We start from the raw sequence: 22,256 nt of genomic DNA, 5'->3' as shown, positions 1-22,256 counted from the left end.
TGTAGTACAAGGCTTTCATCTTCTATTGGAAATCATAATAATTCTGATTTTACAAAATTCATGAAAATCTGAAAGCTCGTTTTAAATCAAAATAACAGATTAGAACGGGTAGGAGATTCATGTCAAAAGTAAAAAGGTTGTTTTTAAAGCTTGAAAGTGAATGGAACAATATGGATTTTGTTTTATTTTTATGTACGCTATCAATTTAGCTCTTTTGTCCCATGTCAAGCGGTTTTAAAGTTTGTATATTTAAAAAAAGCTAGAAAGTGTTGGAAGAAAAAAAGCGATATAAGGATTTACTGTAAAATCCTGAACTGCATAGAGGATGGAGGAATTCATATGACGACTCGGTCACAATCTTGGTTTGCAAAAACCGCGGTCCACCCGGCTGAGAAGCTCCAACTATTTTGCTTCCCATATGCCGGTGGTGGCGCTTCCATATTTACTTCCTGGAAATCTAGACTTGCGCCCGACATTACTGTTTTACCTGTACAGCTTCCGGGGCGTGAAAGCCGTTCAACAGAAGCCCCAATGGACACCATTCAGGACATCGTGCGCTCGCTGCTTCCTGCTATGGCTCCGTACATACATAATAAGCCGTTTGCTTTTTTTGGACACAGTATGGGAGCGCTGATTGCCTTTGAAACAGCACGGCAATTGTATAGCCAAACCGGAAGACTGCCTGTCCATATCATCGCATCCGGTAAATCCGCACCACATCTTCCATATTCCAAAAAACAACTCCATGACCTGGCAGATCAACCTTTCACCGAAGAGCTTCGTTTGATGCAGGGAACACCCGAAGAAGTCTTGCAAAATGCAGAGTTAATGCAAATTATTATGCCCCGTCTGCGTGCGGATTTTAAGGTGTGCGAAACATATGTTTATCAGCAGGGGGATCCATTGGCCTGTCCGATGACCATTTTAGGCGGCATGAAGGATTATGAGGTGACTACGGATTCACTTCATGCCTGGCAGCAGCACACCTCATCGCCCATAGATGTGCGAATGTTCGAAGGCAATCACTTTTTCATTCATGAACAAGAGCAAGAAGTGATAAGCGCAGTCGTGAATATTTTGTCCGTATCTCCAGTTCCGAACCACGCTGCTGCAGCTCATACATCTCACAGCACCAATACCCTACAACCACGATTCAGGCAGAGTTAAACGACCCACACATCACGATACACCACGATCCACAACATGATTAATATCTCGGTAACCATTCAACAATTAACCCACCACCAGGATGCAACTCCAAGCATAATTCAAGAACAATTTCATTCCATACAAACACGCATGCATCCAGAGCCAGAGCCTAAGTTTATCTCACTATGTCCATTGCAGCTTCAGCAGCTTGCAACATTCGATTATGGGCACCAGCAAGGTCGATATATAGACGCTATCGAAACGTTTTGATCTACCTACTGCACATGGAAAGCCGCTTGTTGAATTTATGCAAAATGCTTACTTCAAAAAGCTCGCACTGTGAAAGTGTGAGCAACGAAAAAGAGGGATGTCCTTGTTTCGATCAAATTCTGCTCTTCGGAGACTCGCCTGTTATGTAAGACCGTACAATCTATGGGTTTTCATAACGGTGTTCGCCTCCTTATGTCTGGCAGCTATAGACATTATTTTGGGTAAGGCTATCGAGCAAATGGCACAGGGGACCTTCTCCTCCACCCAGAATATGATCTATCTGGTTGTTGGTATGATCCTCATTGGTATGCCCTGTAAGTTTGTGATGAGGTATGCTTCGGCGCAATTTAGCGTTAGCGCTCTGCGCGACCTGAGAGGCGACCTCGTACATAAGTTTTGTAATTTACCGATTTCCAGTGTGGAAAGGAAATTTACCGGAAATTTGGTATCACGTCTTACGAACAATACGGCGATGCTACAGAATTTTTTTATCCAGCAGTTTGCCAATTTGTTTTATTTGCCACTTGTGTTCACGGCATCCTTAACGTTGCTTTTAATGACAAGCTGGAAGCTGGTTTTGGCAAGCCTTGCGCTCATGCCTGTAGGAATGGCCATAACCACACTGATGAGCAGGCCGGTTGAAAAGTATTCCGAGCAGCTTCAGGAGAGGGTGGCTCATTTGAACGCGGTCGCGCAGGATGCGATCGGAGGAATTCCTATCGTTAAGGCATTCAATATGCAGGCTGTGCTCCTAAAGAAGTATGTGGTGATTATGGAGGAGGTCGTCAAACGCGGCTTGGGGCTGGAAAAACGCTATGCATCCATTGCTCCGGTTGGTGTGATGATGCTGGCAACACCGATTATTTTGGTCATAGTGTACGGAGGATACCTGATTCAAATTGGAGAGCTGAATGCCGGAGGCATTGTCCTATTTTTATATCTGATTTCGTTCATATTGCAGCCCGTTGCCATGCTCCCGACGATCATTTCGCAAATGAAGGAAGCGGGGGGAGCCGCGAAGCATTTGTTTGAGGTGCTGGATTGGCCGGATGAACGGCAAGATGGCAAAATCACCTCAGTTGATCAGGATCGAGGAGATAAGGTCCTCCGCTTGGAAGACGATGCAGATAGGGAAGCCAAGCAAACTAGTCAAGCTAGTGCAAGCGAGGCAGGCGAAGCAGAAAGCGAAGACGACGCTGCTGTGGTCAGCTTTGAGCATTTGACCTTTTGCTACAACGAGGGAAACACGGTGCTCAGGGATATCAACTTCCAGGTGGGTCAAGGGGAAATGGTAGCAATTGTCGGTGCCAGCGGTGGCGGCAAAAGTACGATTTTCAAGCTGCTTTGCGGATTTAATGAACCGGGAGAGCATGCTGGAGCCATTCAGCTTTTTGGAAAGAGTTTGACAGATTGGAATTTAACAAGTCTGCGCCGCCATATTTCGATGGTGTCTCAGGAGCCGTCGCTTTTTCCGGTCACGATTGCAGAAAATATCGGATATGGACGTCTGGAGGCGACACGGGAAGAAATTGTCGAGGCGGCGAAGGCGGCATATGCGCATGATTTTATTGTTCAGCTTCCCGAGGGCTATGAAACCCTCTTGAGCGAGCGGGGAGGCGGATTGTCCGGTGGACAAAAGCAGCGTATTTCCATAGCAAGGGCATTGCTGAAAAATGCTCCGCTGCTTCTGCTGGATGAGCCGACCTCAGCGCTTGATAGCCAGTCGGAGGCTCAGGTGCAGATCGCGATGAATACAGCAATGCACAACCGGACGGTGCTGGTCATTGCTCATCGACTGTCAACCGTGCGTCAGGCGAACCGGATTATTGTACTCGATCAGGGGAGCATTGTGGAATCAGGCACCCATGAGGAACTACTGAGCCGCGACGGTGAGTATCGAAAGCTGTATTTGAAAAATTTCGAAGAAGAACAGCATACGGCGGAAAACGGTCACTCAATGCCGGGGGAAAGGAGCGTGAAGCGTGACCTTCAAGCAGGGGTTTTATGAGTTTAGACAGCTGATCTCCCTGATGAAGCCGCACCGGAAAAGATATTTTACCGGGTTGTTTGGCAATAGCCTGACCAATGCGAGCATCACGATTTTACTTTCCTTTGTGGTGCATTATTTGCTGAATTTTGCGGTTAATGGCGAAGTGCAGGAGCTTTACCGGGCGATTTATTTGGTCAGCGGTACATTTTTGGCATTAAGTGTTATTGCGCCGCTATGCAGCTATATGTATAAGCGGTGCGTGAAGCTGGCGATTGCCGATGTACGGGTGAGACTATTTGGGCATATTGTCAAGCTATCGTATGAAAAGGCCGAAAAACGCCATTCGGGTGATCTTGTATCCCGCATGAGCAACGATGTACAGACGTTGGAGCAGGCCTACACCGTTCATATTCGCTCAATTATACTGGAAATTTCGCTTTTCTTCGGCTCGCTAGTCATTATGATGGCACTGGATTGGCGATTTGGGGTTATGGCGGTTTTGCTTGGGCTGGCCTCAGCTTGGGTCAATTCTCATTTCGCAAAAAAGATGCGACAGACGAGTGATGAACTACAGGGACGGATGAGCAGGTTCACCGAACGGTTGAGTGATTTGCTCTCCGGCTTGCAGACGGTGAAGCTGTTCGGCTTGCGGACAAAGGTAGGCGGACTTTGCAACGATGCAAGCGAGGACATCAAGCGCATCAGCATCCGGCAAGGGCGTCATATGGGTTTGCAGGATATGTGCAATTTTTTGGTTGAATTTATTACGCTGGGTGGTGTGCTTGTCACCGGACTAATTCTGGTTTCACAGAAGCAAATGGAGCTTGGCGTACTGGGACAGATTGTGCAGCTGCAAGGCGGTATTTCCACCGTGTTTTTGGAGCTGGGGGCGGCTGTATCACTGTTGCAAAACTCCTTGGCGGGCTTGGCGCGTATTCGCGAAATTCTGGATGAATCGCTGGAGCAAGAGCGCTTTCCTGCGGTGAAGCAGAAGGGAGCGCAGGCTGCGCTTATCCGCCCGGAGGTGGAAGTTTTATCGGCCAGTGATACGAAGGGATCTTATCGTGATATGGAGACTGTGGGCGAAGGCCACGCCATTGAACAAGTTCCGGCTGCGCTGGAGCTGCACGACATCACCTTTGGTTATCAGCCGGACCGTCCAACACTGCGAGGGCTGAGCCTGATCGTGCCGCAAGGGCAGGTAACCGCGCTGGTCGGTCCGAGTGGCAGCGGCAAAAGCACGGTCATGAAGCTGCTGCTGGGCTTTTATCCGCCGGATGAGGGAGTGCTGCTGATCCACGGCCGTTCGGCAGGAGAATATCGGTTGGACGAGGTCAGGGATTTGATGGCCTATGTCCCGCAGGAGGCTACGTTGTTCCACGGTACAGTAGCGGATAATATCCGCTTTGGCTCGCCGGATGCCACGGATGAGGAGGTAGAGGCTGCGGCTGCAACAGCCTATGCCAGCGGCTTTATAGCCGAGCTGCCGGAGGGTTACGACACCATTGTTGGTGAACGTGGAGCCAATTTGTCTGGCGGTCAAAGGCAGCGGATCGCGATTGCTCGTGCTTTGCTCAAAAATGCACCGATTTTGCTGCTGGATGAAGCGACTTCGGCGCTGGATGCAGAATCGGAGTACGAAGTCCAGCAGGGCTTAAATGAACTGATGAAGGATCGCACGACATTAGTTATTGCCCATCGCTTGTCTACGATTGAGCGGGCGGATAGCATCTGTGTCCTTGCCGAGGGCGAGCTGAAAGAGCAGGGCACCCATGACCAGCTTCTTGCCAAGGGCGGTCATTATGCGGAGCTGTATGAGCTCCAATATCGAAAGCATCCTGAGGAACAAACTGCATAAATATGCGAAGTTTCTTTTTACCAATATCTATTTTGCGAGGAGAGAGACATATGACTCAGCATGATGTTCAAATGTTTTCATTAAGCCAGCCACAGCAACGTATTTGGTATACAGAGCTTCTGTATCCCAATCGCAACACGTCCACGATTATTGCAACTGTTAAAATCAGGGGAACTGTTCGTATAGATGCATTGCAGCAGGCGATGAACCAAGTCATTGCACACAACGATTCTTTTCGCATCAAAATCACTGCTCAGGATGGTATTCCATATCAATATGTAGAGCCATATACGGTTCAAACTATAGAAACGCTCCAGGTTACCCCGGAGGAAGCTGGTCTATGGTTACAACGTCATAATCCACAGCCGTTTTCATTACTGGATTCGCAGCTGTACCGGTTTGTTATTTTGCAGTTGGGAGCAGAAGAAACCTGGTTTAATTTCAAGATGCACCATATTATTTCAGACGGTGTGTCCATGAATCAAGCTGTGAATGAAATTACCGCGCATTACATGGAGATTGTGCATGGTACTGGTAAAGATACACCAGTTAAAGCGAATCCATATCTGGACTTTATTCAGGTGGAGCAAAGCTATGAGCTATCGGACCGCTATGAAAAGGACAAGACGTACTGGACGGAGAAGTTTGCCGATTTGCCGGAGACTACCGGATTAAAATCATACAATCCGCTAACGCTGAGCACGGCTGCTCGCCGGGAAAGCTATGTATTGGATCATGAATTGTATCGTGGTGTTACAGCTTTTTGCGAAGAGCACAAAATCAGTATTTTTACATTCTTCCTCGCTGCCCTCTATATTTATTTGCACAAAGTGACGGGTGAAGAGGATTTAACAGTGGGTACACTGTATGCCAACCGTACGTCGAAGAAGGAAAAAGACACGATTGGCATGTTCGTCAGCACTGTGGCTACGCGCCTGTTGGTTGAGCCGGAATCCGAGTTGCTGACTTTCCTCCAAGGTGTGGGTAAGGAGCAATCGTCCATTTTGCGGCACCAGCGTTACCCGTATAACAAAATCATTCAGGATTTGCGTGAGCAGCAAAGCAGTCTGGATATCCAGCGCCTGTTCGGCGCTTCAATTCAGTATCGTACGCTGAGTTTCTCCCGTTTTGACGAAGCCATTTTGCAGGTGGACAACGATTTTTGCGGCGATACGGTAAATGACTTCGATATCCACATGGTAGAAATGCTGGATGACGATAAACTTGTGCTGTACCTGGATTATCGTACAGAGCTGTTCAGCGAGCAGGAGATTGCCCGGATTATCCGACAGTTCCTAAGTGTGGCGAAGCATATGGTGCAAGGACCACAGAAGCGGATACAGGAATTGTCGCTGATTAGTGACGAAGAGCGGGCACAAATTGTGGATGTGTTTAATGCTACAGCCGTGCAATATCCACACGATGTAGGGATTCATGAGCTGTTCGAGCAGCAGGCAGAGCGTACACCGGATCAGACAGCGGTTGTGTTTGGAAACAGTAGTCTAACCTATGGGCAGCTGAATAACCAGGCCAACCGGCTGGCTCACACGCTGCGCGGTCACGGAGTGACTGTTGAACAGACGGTAGGTATCGTCGCTGAGCGTTCCACAGATATGATCGTCGGCATGCTGGCGATCCTCAAGGCGGGTGGCGCGTATGTGCCAATTGACCCGGATTATCCAGCAGAACGTGTACGCTACCTGCTGGAGGATTCAGGCGCGAAGCTGCTGCTGGTGCAGCGTGCGGAGCAGCAGCCGGATGACTACAGCGGAATTGTGCTGGATTTGAGCGATGCCGCTGTATACGGGTCAGAGGATGATCAAGGCTTAAATACCGTACAATTGGATCAAAACGAGCCTCATCGTGCGGATTATACCCATTATACAAATCCGAGAAATGAGATTTCACAAGTAGGTAAATTCGGGGATCGACTCGCCTATTTGATGTACACTTCGGGAACGACTGGACAGCCCAAAGGGGTCATGGTAGAGCACCGTAATGTCGTACGTTTGGTAAAAAATACAAACTATGCACAACTCGATGCCGACACGCGCATTTTGCAGACCGGTGCCGTTGTGTTTGACGCGTCCACCTTTGAAATATGGGGAGCGCTATTGAACGGCGGCCAGCTGGTAATGGTGAGCCAGGATGTGATTTTGGACGCACCGAAGCTGAAGGCAGCCGTGCGCAGCCATGGCATTACCACGATGTGGCTGACGGCGCCGCTCTTCAACCAGCTGTCTCAGCAGGATCTGGAGCTGTTCGAGGGGATACGGGAGCTGCTGGTCGGCGGGGATGTGCTGTCTGTACCGCATATTAACCGGGTGCTGAAGGCTTATCCGGCCCTGCGGATCATCAACGGCTATGGACCGACGGAAAATACGACCTTCTCCACCACGCATGCGATTAGCGGAGTGCAATCCGAATCGGTGCCGATTGGCCGTCCGATCCATAACTCGACGGCGTATGTCGTGGACCGTTCAATGCAGCTGCAGCCTGTCGGGGCGTGGGGAGAGCTGATTGTGGGCGGTGACGGGGTGGCCCGGGGCTACCGCAACCGTCCTGACCTGACGGCTGAAAAGTTCATCGATAGTCCGTTCCGCAGTGGAGAACGCTGCTATCGCACAGGCGACCTGGTGCGCTGGAATGCGGATGGAACGCTGGAATACAAGGGACGGATCGATGCCCAGGTGAAAATCCGGGGGTACCGGATCGAGCTGGGCGAGGTGGAAGCGCAGCTGCTGAAGCTGGAAGCGGTGCGTGAAGCAGTGGTGATCGCACGTGAGGACGAGCAGGGACAGAAGCAACTGTGCGCCTATGTGGTGACCCAAGCGGATGTAGCGGCAAGTGAGCTGCGCAGCGCGTTGAGCCAGGAACTGCCAGGCTATATGGTGCCTTCGTATTTTGTGCAGCTGGAGCAATTGCCGCTGACGCCGAATGGCAAGGTGGATCGTCGGGCGTTGCCGCAGCCAGAGGGAAGTGTGGACTCCGGTGAGGATTATGTAGCAGCTCGAACCGAAGTGGAGCGGACATTGGTATTGGTATGGCAATCTGTGCTGGGCATCGAGCAAATTGGTGTACTAGATAACTTTTTCCATCTGGGAGGCGACTCGATCAAGGCCATTCAGGTGTCTTCAAGACTGCTGCAAAATGGCTATAAGCTGGAAATGAGGGAACTGTTCCAATATCCGACTATTGCGGAGCTGAATGGGCGGGTACAGCAGGTAAGCCGCGTTTCAGACCAAGGGGAAGTCACGGGTGCAGTGGCATTAACGCCGATTCAGCATTGGTTTATTGAGCAGCAGCCATCCAAGCCAGAACACTATAATCAGGCCTTGATGCTGCATCGCGAGGATCGCATGGATGAAACGGCGCTTCGTCAGGCATTGCAACGCATTGTTGAGCATCACGACGCATTGCGTATCGTATTCTGCCAAAATGCAGACGGCGGGTTTGAAGCATGGAACCGTGGCGTACAGGAAGGTGAGCTCTACAGTCTCGAAGTCGTGGACTTTACGAATGAACCTGATTTTGCTCATGTGCTGGAGGCCAAAGCGGGCGAAATTCAAAGCAGTATCTGTCTGGAGGAAGGCCCTTTGGTAAAGCTGGGTCTGTTCCGCTGCGCTGATGGGGATCATTTGCTGATTGCGATCCATCATTTGGTGGTCGATGGTGTGTCGTGGCGTATTTTACTGGAGGATTTGGCGTCCGGCTATGAGCAGGCTTTACGGGGTGAGTCTGTCCGTTTGCCGAATAAGACGGATTCCTTCCGCCTGTGGGCCGATCAGCTGTCAGCTTATGCGAGCAGCACCGCATTGGAGAAGGAGCGTGCGTACTGGCAACAGCTTGAGCAACCTGGAGCTACTCAGGCAGCATTGCCCAAGGACTACACTCGCAAATCCGAGACCAAGCCTCAGCTACGCGATGATCGTACACTCACGGTGGCGTGGACGGCCTTGGAAACGGAGCAATTCTTGAAGCAGGCACACCGTGCCTACAATACGGAAGCGAACGACCTGCTGCTGACAGCTCTGGGCACCGCTATTCATGAGTGGGCAGGCATCAGCCAGGTGCTTGTCAATCTGGAGGGCCACGGACGGGAAGCCATTTTGCCTGATGTGGATATTACGCGTACAGTCGGTTGGTTTACCAGCCAATTCCCGGTTGTGCTGGAAATGGGCGAGCACCGGGATGTGGGACGGCGTGTCAAGAATGTCAAGGAAGGGCTGCGCCGTTTGCCGCATAAAGGGATTGGATACGGAATTTTGAGATATCTTGCTGCTGCCAGGGAAGGGGAACCCCCTTTTGTTGCCGAGCCGGAAATCAGCTTTAACTATCTCGGACAATTCGATCAGGATTTGAAACATAATGCATTCCACATGTCTCCTTATTCTATCGGGGCTTCCATTAGTGATACGTTGACCAAGCGATACGCGCTTGATATCAACGGCATGATCACGGACGGTGTGCTGGAACTGACGATCAGCTACAGCAGCAAAACATTCATGAAAAAATCAATCAAAAGACTGGCTGATCTGTTGCAGGAAAGCTTCCGCCAGGTCTTGGCTCATTGTGTGGAAAAAGAGCTGCCGGAGTTGACACCAAGCGATCTGTCCTTCCAAGGACTGACGGCTGGAGAATTGGAGCACATTGTAGCGCAAACCGCTGCTGCCGGAGAGCTGGAAAACATTTATTCGCTGACGCCGATGCAAAAGGGAATTCTGTTCCATGGCTTGATGGAGCCGCAATCAGGAGCATATTTTGAGCAGGCGACCTTTGATCTGCAAGGCAGCTTCCAGGTGGATGCTTTTGTCGAAAGCCTGAATCTGCTGGTGGATCGCCATCAAATTTTCAGAACGAACTTTTATAGCGGGTGGAATGAGCAGCCTTTACAGGTGGTGTACCGCCACAAACTAGCCGGATTTCGTTTTGAAGATGTGCGTTCGATGGAGCAAGGAGAGCTGAACGCGTACATTGCCGATTTTGCAGAGCGCGACAAAGCAGAGGGCTTTGATTTTAGCTCAGGCGAGCTGATGAGAGTATCTATATTACGTACGGGCGAGGAGTCATATCGTTTTGTGTGGAGCTTCCACCATATTTTGATGGACGGATGGTGCTTGTTCCTGGTCGTAGGGGAAGCATTCCAGACGTACTTTGCCCTGCTCGAAGGCCGCAAGCCTGAGCTTGCTCCGGTAACACCATATAGCGAATATATTGAATGGCTGGAACGGCAGGACAACGCAGAGGCTGAACAGTTTTGGAGTGACTATTTTACTGGCTTTGAACAACAGACGGTGCTGCCGCAAGCCAAGCAGTTGGATGGTCATGCCAAGGGATATGAGGCGGACAAGCTTTCGTTTACGCTAAGCCGTGAAGTGACGGAACAGATGAACAGGCTGGTCAAGCAGCAGCAGGTGACGGTCAATACGCTGCTGCAAGCGGCGTGGGGTGTTGTATTACAACGGTATAACCATAGCCGGGACGTTGTATTTGGTAGTGTCGTATCCGGTAGATCAGCGGATATTCCAGGCATCGATAAAATGATTGGTTTGTTCATTAATACCGTTCCAGTACGGATTCATAGCGGCAAAGATGTTACGTTCGCCGGGCTGATGAAGCAGACACAGGAGCAGGCGCTTGCTTCCCGTGCCTATGAAACCTATCCGTTGTATGAAATTCAGGCCCTGACGGAGCAGAAGCAGGATCTGGTGAACCATATTATGGTGTTTGAGAACTATCCGGTGGAACAGCGTATGGAGCAAATGGGCAGCCGTGACACGAACGGCTTTACCATTGCCAATGCTTCCATGTCGGAGCAAACGAACTATGATTTTTTAACATTACGATTGTGCCGGGCGATGAAATCGGTATTCATTTGGAATACAATGCGCTGGTGTTTGAACGCGCGGCTGTGGAGCAAATTCGTGAGCATTTGCTACATATCATAGAGGAAGCGATTAACAGACCGGATGCGCTGGTCGATGAGCTTGAGCTGGTGACTGCTGAGGAAAAAGCGAAAATCATCGACGGGTTTGGTTCAGTTGGCGTGTCGGCGTGGAGTGATGCGAAGGAAGCAGAATTGTTGTTCCACCCTTATGTGGAAGAACAGGCACAGCTAATACCGGATCACGTGGCGGTTGTGTACGAGGAGCAGCAACTTACGTACCGTGAACTGAACGAGCGTGCAAACCAATTGGCCCGCAGATTGCGGAATGAAGGGATTGGACGCGAGTCGATTGTCGGCATTTTGAGTGAACGTTCGGTGGACATGCTGGTCGGCGTACTGGCGGTATGGAAGGCCGGAGGGGCGTATGTGCCTTTGGATGCCGATTATCCGTCCGAGCGAATCCGCTTTATGCTGGAAGACAGTGGGGCGACGGTGCTGCTGACTCAAACCGGCTTGCAGGAGCGTGCACAGGTATGGCTGGAGGAAAGCCAGTGGGCTTTAGCGGGAGCAAAATCCGAAGGCCAACTGGAAACGGCGGTTAGTGCTGAAATGTTGGAACAGGATATGGATACGTATGCGCTCAGTGGAGACCTGAGCTTAACCTCAGCTTTGTCAACTGACAGCGAAGCAGTATCCGAACCCGCAACGGGACTGCGACTGCATACCGTAATGGCGTTGGACGATGAGTCGCTGTACACCGGGGATACCATGGATACCGAGCACATCAATGAGCCACAGGATTTGGCGTATGTAATCTACACCTCCGGGACAACGGGACGTCCGAAGGGCGTCATGATCGAGCATCGCAGCCTGGTGAATACGGCTGCGGCGTATCGCCGGGATTACCGTCTCAGCCAGTTCCCGGTACGGCTGCTGCAACTGGCGAGCTTCTCCTTCGACGTATTCGTCGGCGATATAGCACGGGCATTCTATAACGGCGGCACGATGGTCATTTGCCCGAAAGACGACCGGATTGATCCAAGCCGTCTGTATGGCTGGATTCGCGATTATCAGATTACGGTGTTCGAATCTACCCCGGCCTTGATCGTACCGTTTATGCAGCATGTGCATGAATACGGACTGGACATGAGCAGCCTGGAATTGCTCATCACCAGCTCGGATAGTTGCAGCGTCACGGATTACCGGGTGCTGCAGGAACGGTTTGGCGCGGATATTCGCATCATTAACAGCTATGGCGTCACGGAGGCGGCGATCGACTCCAGCTTCTACGACGAAGAACTGTCGAAGCTGCCAGGCAGCGGCAGTGTGCCGATAGGTCAGGCGTGGCTGAACGCCCGCTTCTACATCGTGGACAGCCAGCTGAATCCGGTGCCAATCGGCGTACTGGGCGAGCTGTGCATCGGCGGAGCCGGAGTAGCACGGGGCTACCTGAACCGTGCAGAGCTGACGGCGGAGAAATTCGTGGCCAATCCGTACGTGCCGGGTGAACGGCTGTACCGCACAGGGGACTTGGCGCGGTGGATGCCGGACGGCAATGTGGACTTCATCGGCCGGATGGACTATCAGGTCAAAATCCGGGGCTTCCGGATCGAACTGGGCGAGATCGAAACGGCGATCCAGCGGGTGCCGGGCGTGCGTCAAGCGGTGGTGATCGACCGGACGGATGAGCGCGGGCACAAATATCTGTGCGGATATCTCACCGGGGAAGCGGAGCTGCGAATCGAGCAGGTGCAGGCCGAGCTGGAAGTCGGGCTGCCGGCACACATGGTGCCTGCACGCCTGATGCGCCTGGAGGCCATCCCACTGACCAGCAACGGCAAAATCGACCGCAAGGCCTTGCCAGAACCGGAAGGTAGTATCCATACCGGCGCAGCTTATGTAGCACCGCGTACTACGGTCGAGCAGGTACTAGCTACGGTATGGGCCGGAGTTCTCGGCGTGGAAGCGGTAGGCACGCAGGATAACTTCTTCGAGCTGGGCGGCGATTCGATCAAGGCGCTGCAGGTATCGTCCCGCTTGCTGCAAGCAGGCTATCGGCTGGATATGAAGGACCTGTTCAGCAATCCGACGGTAGCGTCGCTTAGTCCTTTGCTTCGTACAGATGGCAAAATCGCCAGTCAGGAAGATGTTGCAGGCAAGGTGGAGCTGACACCCATTCAACGGTGGTTCTTTGAGCAGCAGCCAGTTGACCTGCATCACAGCAACCAGGCGATGATGCTGTATCGAGCTGGACGATTTGACGTAAACGCGCTGCGCCGCACGATGGAACGCATAATCCAGCATCATGATGCATTGCGTACCGTATTCCGCACGACAGAGCATGGCTACGCAGCCTGGAACCGCAGTGTGGAGGAAGGCAAGCTGTATGCACTGGACATTGTGAATTTCAGCGGGGTTGAAGATGAATCTGCCGCTGTGGAAGCCAAAGCGAGTGAAATTCAAGCTAGCATTCGGTTGAGCGAAGGACCTTTGGTGAAGCTTGGTCTATTCCAATGCGCTGGGGGCGATCATTTGTTGATCGTCATTCACCATCTGGTGGTAGACGGTGTATCATGGCGTATTCTGCTGGAGGATTTGGCGTCCGGTTATGAACAGGCTGTCGCAGGGAAAACGGGCAAAGCCATTCGATTGCCGCACAAAACAGATTCGTTCCAGACATGGGCCGAGCATCTGTCGGCTTATGCGAACAGCGCGATGATGGAGCGGGAGCTTGCTTACTGGCAGCATATCGAACAAGCGGAAGCAAACCTGGTGAAGCCGTTGCCGAAGGATTACGCGAATGATAAAGCCCTGCTTGGAGACAGTCAGGTAGTAACTGTCCGCTGGACGAAGCAGGAAACGGATCTGCTGCTCAAGCAGGCTCACCGCGCGTATAACACGGAAATGAATGACCTGCTGCTGGCTGCACTCGGCAAAGCCGTATATGAATGGTCCGGTTCCGAACGGGTGCTGATCAACCTGGAGGGCCATGGACGGGAGGCCATTGTGCCGGATGTGGATATTACACGGACGATCGGCTGGTTTACGAGCCAGTTCCCGGTTGTACTGGATGGAAGTCTGGGACAAGCCGGAAATACCGCCCGTTTGATCAAACAGGTCAAGGAAGGGCTGCGTCATATCCCGCAAAAAGGCATTGGCTACGGTATTTTGCGGTACTTGTCAAATACGGATGCTTTTGTGCAAGCAGGCGTGAAGCTTCAGACAGAGCCAGAGATTAGCTTTAACTATCTGGGACAATTCGATCAGGATTATAAAGGCAATGATCTGCAGCCTTCGTCTTACTCCATCGGTGTGCCTGTCAGCACAAATGCGGCTATGGATTTTGCACTGGATATCAATGGCGTGATCGAGGATGGCGAGCTGCTCTTCACTATTCGCTACGGTACAACGCAATTCCGTCATGAAACGATTGCACGGCTAGGAGAGCTGCTGGGAGTCGGTTTGCGTGAGGTGATTAGTCATTGTGTTGCCCAGGAAAGAACGGTATTGACGCCAAGTGATGTTCTGCTAAATAACGTAACGCTGGACGAGTTGGAGCAATTGGTGGAAGATACGCGAGATATGGGTGAGCTGGAAAATGTGTATGCCTTAACGCCGATGCAAAAGGGTATGCTTTTCTACAGCCTGATGGACGCGGATTCGGCGGCTTATTTTGAGCAGGCAACCTTTGAGTTGAACGGGCGTTTTGATGTAGTCGCTTTCGGTAAAAGCTTTGATCTGCTTGTACAACGTCATGAGGCACTGCGGACGAACTTTATCAGTTCCTGGAAGGATGAGCCTGTGCAGGTCGTCTTCCGCAACCGCAGTGGAGCATTGTATTACGAAGATTTGCGCGGACTGGAAAAAGAGGCACGTAAAGCTTATGTTGAAGCTTTTATCCTTGCAGATAAAGCCAAAGGATTCCGTCTGGCAGAGGATGTGCTCATTCGTGTTTCCATTTTGCAAACGGGGGATGAAACGTACCACTTTATTTGGAGCTTCCATCACATTTTGATGGATGGCTGGTGCTTGTCCTTTATGACGCAGGAGGTATTTGGCAGCTATTTGGCACTGCGTGCGGGTAAAGAGCCCGTGCTGGAGCCTGTTACGCCGTTCAGCCGTTTTATTGAATGGCTGGAGCGTCAGGACCGTGAGGCGTCCCTGCAATACTGGAGCGGATATTTGGCAGACTACGAGCAGCAAATTACACTTCCGCAGCAAAAAACACAGCCTAAATCCATACAATCCGGGGAATATGTCGCCGGAGAGCTGGAATGCGACTTCCAGCCGGAACTGGTCGCACAAATTGATCGGGTGGCGAAGCAAAATCAGGTGACGATCAACACACTGATTCAGACGGTATGGGGTGTGCTGTTACAAAAATATAACAACAGTACGGATGTCGTATTTGGCAGCGTTGTGTCCGGTCGTCCAGGCGATATTCCGGGTGTGGAGCGCATGATCGGGCTGTTCATTAATACGATCCCAGTACGAGTTCAGTCCGAAAAGGGCGAAGCCTTTGTTGAGCTGATGAAGCGAACACAGCGACAGGCGCTGGCCTCCAATGCCTATGACGCGTTCCCGCTGTATGAAATTCAGGCGCTTACCGAGCAAAAGCAGGATTTAATCAATCATATTATGATATTTGAAAATTATCCGGTGGAGCAGCAGGTAGAGCAGTTGGGAAGCGAAGGACAGGAGCCATTTACGATTTCGAACGTGGTGGCTACAGAGCAAACTAACTACGATCTGAACGTAGTCGTTATGCCGGGAGAAGGCATAAAGATTCGTTTTATGTATAACGCACTCAGTTTTGATCAGGCAGGCATTGAGCGTCTGCATGGACATTTTGCGCGTCTGCTGGAGCAAATTTCGCTCAACCCGCATGCTCGTATTGAAGAGCTGGAATTGGTCACGGCGGCAGAAAAACAACAGATTACAGTGGCGTTTAATGACAACGTTTGTGCATATCCGTGGAATCAGACGATCCATCAGCTGTTCGAGGATCAGGTGGAGTGTACGCCGGATCAGGTAGCATTGGTGTTTGGAAATCAGCGTCTGACTTATCGGGAGCTGAATGAACGGGCGAATTCATTGGCACGAATGCTTCAAGCACAGGGAGTAGGACCTGACAAACTGGTCGGTCTGATGGTGCAGCGCTCCGTGGAAATGATCGTAGGTCTTCTGGCCGTTCTAAAAGCAGGTGGTGCTTATGTGCCGATTGATCCCGAATTTCCGTCATCCCGTATTGAATACATGCTGGAAGACAGCGAGGCCGCTGTGCTTCTGACTAGTCGTGATCTGGCAGAAGAGCACCATTGCAATGCCAATACCATGTTTCTTGAGGATGCAGAATTGTATCAGGGAGAGAGCGGCAACCTGGAGACAATTACCCGCCCAGAGCATTTGGCTTACGTCATCTATACCTCTGGTTCGACTGGAAATCCGAAAGGAGTTATGCTCCAGCATCGCTCGGTACTCAACTTTATTACAGGGATGCGCGAAGTAATTAACTTTGAAGCGAGCAAAACCATTTTGTCACTCACGACCATTTCATTCGATATTTTCGTATTGGAAACCATCCTGCCACTGTTGGGTGGAATGACTGTTGTGCTTGGCGACCGCCAGCATCAGGTGGACCCTCAGGCGCTGGGTGAGTTGATTGCTCATCATCATATTGAGATGTTGCAAATGACACCATCGCGGCTGCAAATGCTGCTGGGTCATGAAGCAGGTTCCCGTGCGCTGCGAAACGTAAAGGAAATTATGGTCGGGGGTGAAGCACTTCCGTCCAAGCTGCTCGCAGCACTGCAAGAAATAAACGGTCCCCGTATTTATAACATGTACGGACCTACAGAAACGACGGTTTGGTCGACCGTACAGGAACTGACCCATGCTCAAGATATTAATATCGGACGTCCCATCGCGAATACACAAATATATATCATGAATGCGAATGGGGAATTGCAGCCAGTCGGCGTGCCGGGCGAGTTATGTATTGCAGGGGAAGGATTGGCCCGTGGATATTGGAAACGTGAAGAACTGACGGCAGAGAAATTTGTGAATAATCCGTTTGCTGGTGGCAAGGCAGGCCATGAGCGGATGTATCGTACAGGCGATTTGGCGAGATGGATGCCGGACGGCAACATTGAATATTTGGGGCGGATGGACCACCAAGTGAAAATCAGGGGCTACCGGATCGAACTGGGCGAGATCGAATCGCAGCTGTTGCAGGTGGAGTCGGTACAAGAAGCGGTCATCATAGCCCGCGAGGACGAAACGAGCCAAACACAACTCGTGGCGTACTACATCGCGAGCCAAGAGCTTGGAGCCGGTGAGCTGAGACATGAGCTGGGGCGGGAGCTGCCAAGCTATATGATGCCGTCGTATTTCATTTGGTTGGAGCAGATGCCGCTGACACCGAACGGTAAAATCGACCGTAAGACTCTGCCGACACCGGAAGGCAATCTGCAAAGTGGTGCGGATTATGCAGAGCCGCGCACTGCAACGGAACGGGCACTCGTAGTGGTCTGGCAGTCAGTCCTGGGCGTGCAAACCGTCGGTATTTTGGACAATTTCTTTGACCTGGGCGGCGATTCGATCAAGGCGATTCAAATCGTGTCCCGTGCGTTCCAGGCAGGCTACAAGCTGGACATGAAGGATTTGTTCCGGTATCCAATCATCGCAACACTGGCACCGCATATGCACGAGATAAGTCGTATTGCAGAACAGGGAGAAGTGAGTGGGGAAACGGCGTTGCTTCCGATCCAGCACTGGTTCTTTGCGCAGGAGCAAGTGGTGGATGTGCATCACTTTAATCAGGCGGTTACACTGCACCGGGAGCAGGGTTTTGACGAGTCCGCTCTGCGTCAGGCGCTTGGCAAACTGACAGAGCATCATGATGCACTGCGGATGGTGTTCAGCAAGACAGAGCAAGGCTATGAAGCATGGAACCGCGGAATACAGGAAGGCGAGCTGTACCACCTGGACGTGCTGGACTTTAGGAATTTGACAGATGAAGCCATGCTCAACGCAGCGATTGAGGCGAAAGCCAGCGAAATTCAAAGCAGTATTCGTCTGCATGTAGGGCCGCTTTTCAAAGCAGGTCTGTTCCACTGTTCTGATGGGGATCATCTGCTGCTGGCGATTCACCATTTGGTGGTGGACGGGGTATCGTGGCGCATTTTGTTTGAGGATTTGGCTGTAGCCTATGAACAAGCCGTCAATCAGGAAGTGCTTCAGCTGCCAGACAAAACGGATTCTTTCCGTTCATGGTCTCAAAGACTGGTTACTTTTGCGAATAGTCCGGCAATGGAAAGTGAACGCGCCTACTGGGAGCAATTGAACGCATCCGCTTTGGCTGATCAGGAACAATTGCCTGAGGATCAGACACAGGTTGGCAGATTTACCTTGGCTGACACGGACACAGTAGTCGTCAAGCTTACGGAAGAAGAGACAGAAAGACTATTGAAGCAAGCACACCGCGCATATAACACGGAAGTGAACGACCTGCTTTTGACTGCATTGGGCATGATGCTGTACACATGGACGAGCCATCAGCGAAGCCTGGTCAATTTGGAGGGACATGGACGTGAGGATATTTTACCGGATACGGACATTTCTCGTACTGTAGGCTGGTTTACGAGTCAATATCCGGTATTGCTGGACATCGGTCGTGATCACGCCTTGTCGGAACGCATCAAACAGGTCAAAGAGAGCCTGCGTCATATTCCGAATAAAGGAATTGGCTACGGAATTTGGAGACATTTGAGTGAATCCGGCCAAGCCGTTGGTCATCAAGCAGATGCACTGCACCTTGGTCAACATAAAGCTTTTGCCGAGCCACAAGTGAGCTTTAACTATCTCGGACAGTTTGATCAGGACTTACAAAACAGCGATATGCGTATGTCTCCTTACTCGATTGGATCGGCCGTTAGTGACCGGATGAAGATGAAATATGCTCTGGATGTGAGCGGAATCGTAACGAACGGTATCCTGGAACTAGACATTCGGTATAACGGCAAAGCCTTCCGCAAGGATACGATTCAAATGCTGGCTGACCTGTTAAAAGCAAACCTGCTTGAAATTATCGAGCATTGTGTCACACGGGAGCGGACTGAATTGACTCCAAGCGATGTACTGTTAAAAGGCCTGACGCTGGAGCAATTAGCCACAATTATGGAGCAGACAAAAGACGTTGGAGAATTGGAGAATGTATACCCGTTAACCCCAATGCAAAAGGGTATGCTGTTCCATAGTCTGATGAATGCAGAAACAGGAGTGTATTTTGAACAGGCAACCTTTGATCTTGAGGGCCACTTTGTGCCGTCCATATTCGAGGAAAGCCTGAAGCTGCTGGTTAGCCGACATGCTATATTACGGACGAATTTCTACAGCGGCTGGCATGGTCAACCGTTGCAGATCGTCTATCTTCATAAAAATCCGAGCTTCCATTATGAGGATGTCAGAGGGCGTGAACACGCTGTAGCTGAATTAGTGGCCCAGGATAAAGCTCGAAACTTTGATTTAAGCAAGGATGCGCTCATGCGCGTAACCGTCTTCCGCACGGGTGATAGCTCATATCGTTTTGTATGGAGCTTCCATCATATTGTGATGGATGGCTGGTGCTTGTCACTGGTGACGGACGAAGTGTTTGGTGCATATTTTGCCCTGCTGGAGCACAAGCAGCCTGTGTTAGCACCTGTTAAGCCGTATAGTGACTATATCGAATGGTTGGAACATCAGGATACACAGGAAGCGACCCGTTATTGGAGTGACTATTTGGTGGGTTTTGAGCAGCAAACATTGTTGCCTGGTAAGAACGCGCAAGCTTCTGTAGTAGCACGGGATGAAGATACAGACAGAAGTGGTGGAAGTTCAAATTCCGGCTATGTTTCGGAAAAGCTGCCATTTATGTTGGGTAAAGAACGGAGCGCCGCATTAAACCAAATTGCCAAGCAACAACATGTAACGATTAACACATTGCTGCAAAGCGCTTGGGGCGTTATTTTACAGAAATACAATAATAATCAGGATGTTGTGTTTGGTGGTGTTGTATCTGGTCGTCCGGCAGAAATTCCAGGTGTGGAGAACATGATCGGATTGTTTATCAACACGATTCCGGTACGCATTTGCAGTGCGCAGAATGCTACATTTGTGGACATGATGCGGAAAACGCAGGAGCAGGCATTAGCCTCCAGTGTCTATGACACGTTCCCGTTGTACGATATTCAGGCACAGACTGAACAAAAACAAGACCTGATTAATCACATTATGGTGTTTGAAAATTATCCGATCGGGCAGCAGATGAAGCAGGTGGGCAGTTCCGGTGAGACAAGAGCACAGACTGGCTTTTCTATTGCCAATGTGGCACTTGCAGAGCAAACCAACTACGATTTTAACCTGATTGTCGTGCCTGACGAGGATATCTCCATCCTGCTTGAATACAATGCCCTGGTGTATAACCGGTCTGCTATGGAGCGTATCCAAGGCCATATTGATCATGTCATCGGACAAATCGTGAACAATCCGCATATCCGTGTGAATGAACTTGAATTGGTGACACCGGAAGAACAAGCACAGATTATTCAGGTGTGGGGCGATACGGCGGCAGCTTATCCGCAGGATCAGACGCTAAGCACCCTGTTCGAGCAGCAGGCGGGACGAACACCGGATCAGGTGGCGGTGCTATGCGGAGCAGAATCGCTGACCTACCGTGAGCTGAATGAGCGAGCCAACCGTCTCGCACGTACCTTGCGCGCGGAAGGAGTTCAGCCGGATCAGCCGGTAGGCATTCTGGTGCAGCGCTCGCTGGAGATGATCGTAGGCATCTACGCGATCCTCAAGGCAGGCGGAGCCTACGTGCCGATCGATCCGGAATACCCGGCGGACCGCATCCGCTTCATGCTGGAGGATTCGGGAGCGAAGCTGGTGCTGACGCAATCGTATTTGGCCGAGCAGGCGTCGCTGAGTTTCGACGGCAAGGTGCTGGTGCTGGATCGCCTGGAGCAGGATGGTAAGGAGATGTACCACGAAGACGGCTCGAATCTGGGGCCATTGGCCGGGCCGCGCCATGTAGCCTATGTCATCTACACCTCCGGTTCCACCGGAAAACCGAAGGGCGTGATGGTGGAGCATCATTCAGTCCTGAACCGGATTTTGTGGATGCATGACCGCTATGGCTTGAGCGCAGAGGATACGATCCTGCAAAAGACCGCCTTCACGTTCGACGTGTCGGTGTGGGAGCTGTTCTGGTGGTCGATGGTTGGCTCGAAGGTGAGCCTGTTATCAGTCGGCGGGGAAAAGAATCCGGAGGACATCGTCGATACGATTGCCCGCGACGGAGTCACCACCATGCACTTCGTACCTGCCATGCTGCATGCGTTCCTAGAATATGTGGAGCAGCAGCCACGGGAAGTGATACAGGCGAAGCTGGGTACGCTGCGGCATGTATTTGCCAGCGGCGAAGCGTTGCCGCCGCAGCATGTGGCACGGTTCCAACGGCTTGTGTCAAGCCTGGCTGGAGCGAAGCTGATCAACCTGTACGGCCCGACAGAGGCGACCGTAGACGTCTCGTACTTCGATTGCGAGCCAGGAGAGGACCATGCGGTGATTCCGATCGGGAAACCGATCCAGAACATCCGTCTGTACATCGTGAAGGAAGGAACAGAGCAATTGCAGCCGATCGGGGTTGCAGGCGAGCTGTGCATCAGCGGTGTAGGCGTAGCCCGTGGGTATCTGAACCGACCGGAACTGACAGCGGAGAAATTCGTCGCCGATCCGTTTGCCGATGGTGAAGCAGGCTATGAGCGGATGTACCGCACAGGTGACTTGGCGAGATGGATGCCGGACGGGAACATCGAATATCTGGGCCGGATCGACCATCAAGTGAAAATCCGTGGCTACCGGATCGAGCTGGGCGAGGTGGAATCGCAGCTGCTGAAAGTGGAGTCCATACGAGAAGCCGTCGTTATGGCGCGTGCGGATGAAACGGGACAAAAACAAATGGTGGCGTACTACGTGGCCGGGCAGGAGATGGGTGCTAGCGAACTGAGAAGTGAGCTGGGCCGGGAGCTGCCAAGCTATATGGTGCCGTCATATTT

5 protein-coding genes (1 of these 5 cut by a window edge) are annotated in these 22,256 nt (G+C 51.3%); all 5 read left to right on the top strand.

The genetic code is table 11. The annotated features are described in order from the left end of the window. Nucleotides 1-339: 339 nt before the first annotated feature. Nucleotides 340-1,167 carry a thioesterase II family protein gene (locus tag KQI_RS0107080; protein ID WP_010346058.1) on the top strand — a complete coding sequence of 276 codons (828 nt, stop codon included), beginning with the start codon at nt 340-342 and terminating at the stop codon, nt 1,165-1,167. 355 nt (nt 1,168-1,522) lie between these two features. Beyond that, entirely contained in the window at nt 1,523-3,427 is a 1,905-nt protein-coding gene (locus tag KQI_RS0107075; RefSeq protein ID WP_029390056.1) for an ABC transporter ATP-binding protein, read from the top strand. After that, nucleotides 3,402-5,267 (top strand): ABC transporter ATP-binding protein, encoded by a 1,866-nt coding sequence (locus KQI_RS0107070; RefSeq protein ID WP_010346056.1) that lies wholly within the window; start codon nt 3,402-3,404, stop codon nt 5,265-5,267. The genes KQI_RS0107075 and KQI_RS0107070 overlap by 26 nt, the downstream gene beginning before the upstream one ends. Nucleotides 5,268-5,317: 50 nt before the next feature. Further along, the gene (locus tag KQI_RS29190; protein WP_241763864.1) at nt 5,318-11,215 is read left to right on the top strand and encodes a non-ribosomal peptide synthetase; all 5,898 of its coding nucleotides are present in this window, start codon (nt 5,318-5,320) and stop codon (nt 11,213-11,215) included. Next, nucleotides 11,116-22,256 carry the beginning of a non-ribosomal peptide synthase/polyketide synthase gene (locus tag KQI_RS26705; RefSeq protein ID WP_241763862.1) on the top strand. It continues 25,360 nt past the right edge of the window, so only the first 11,141 of its 36,501 coding nucleotides appear in the window; it begins with the start codon at nt 11,116-11,118; the stop codon falls past the right edge of the window. Before KQI_RS29190 ends, KQI_RS26705 begins: the two co-directional genes overlap by 100 nt.

Origin of the sequence: Paenibacillus peoriae KCTC 3763 (assembly GCF_000236805.1) — a bacterium.
Classification (GTDB): Bacteria; Bacillota; Bacilli; order Paenibacillales; family Paenibacillaceae; genus Paenibacillus; species Paenibacillus peoriae.
Note: the sequence above shows the minus strand (reverse complement) of the source record. Positions and strands in the feature narration are given on the sequence as shown.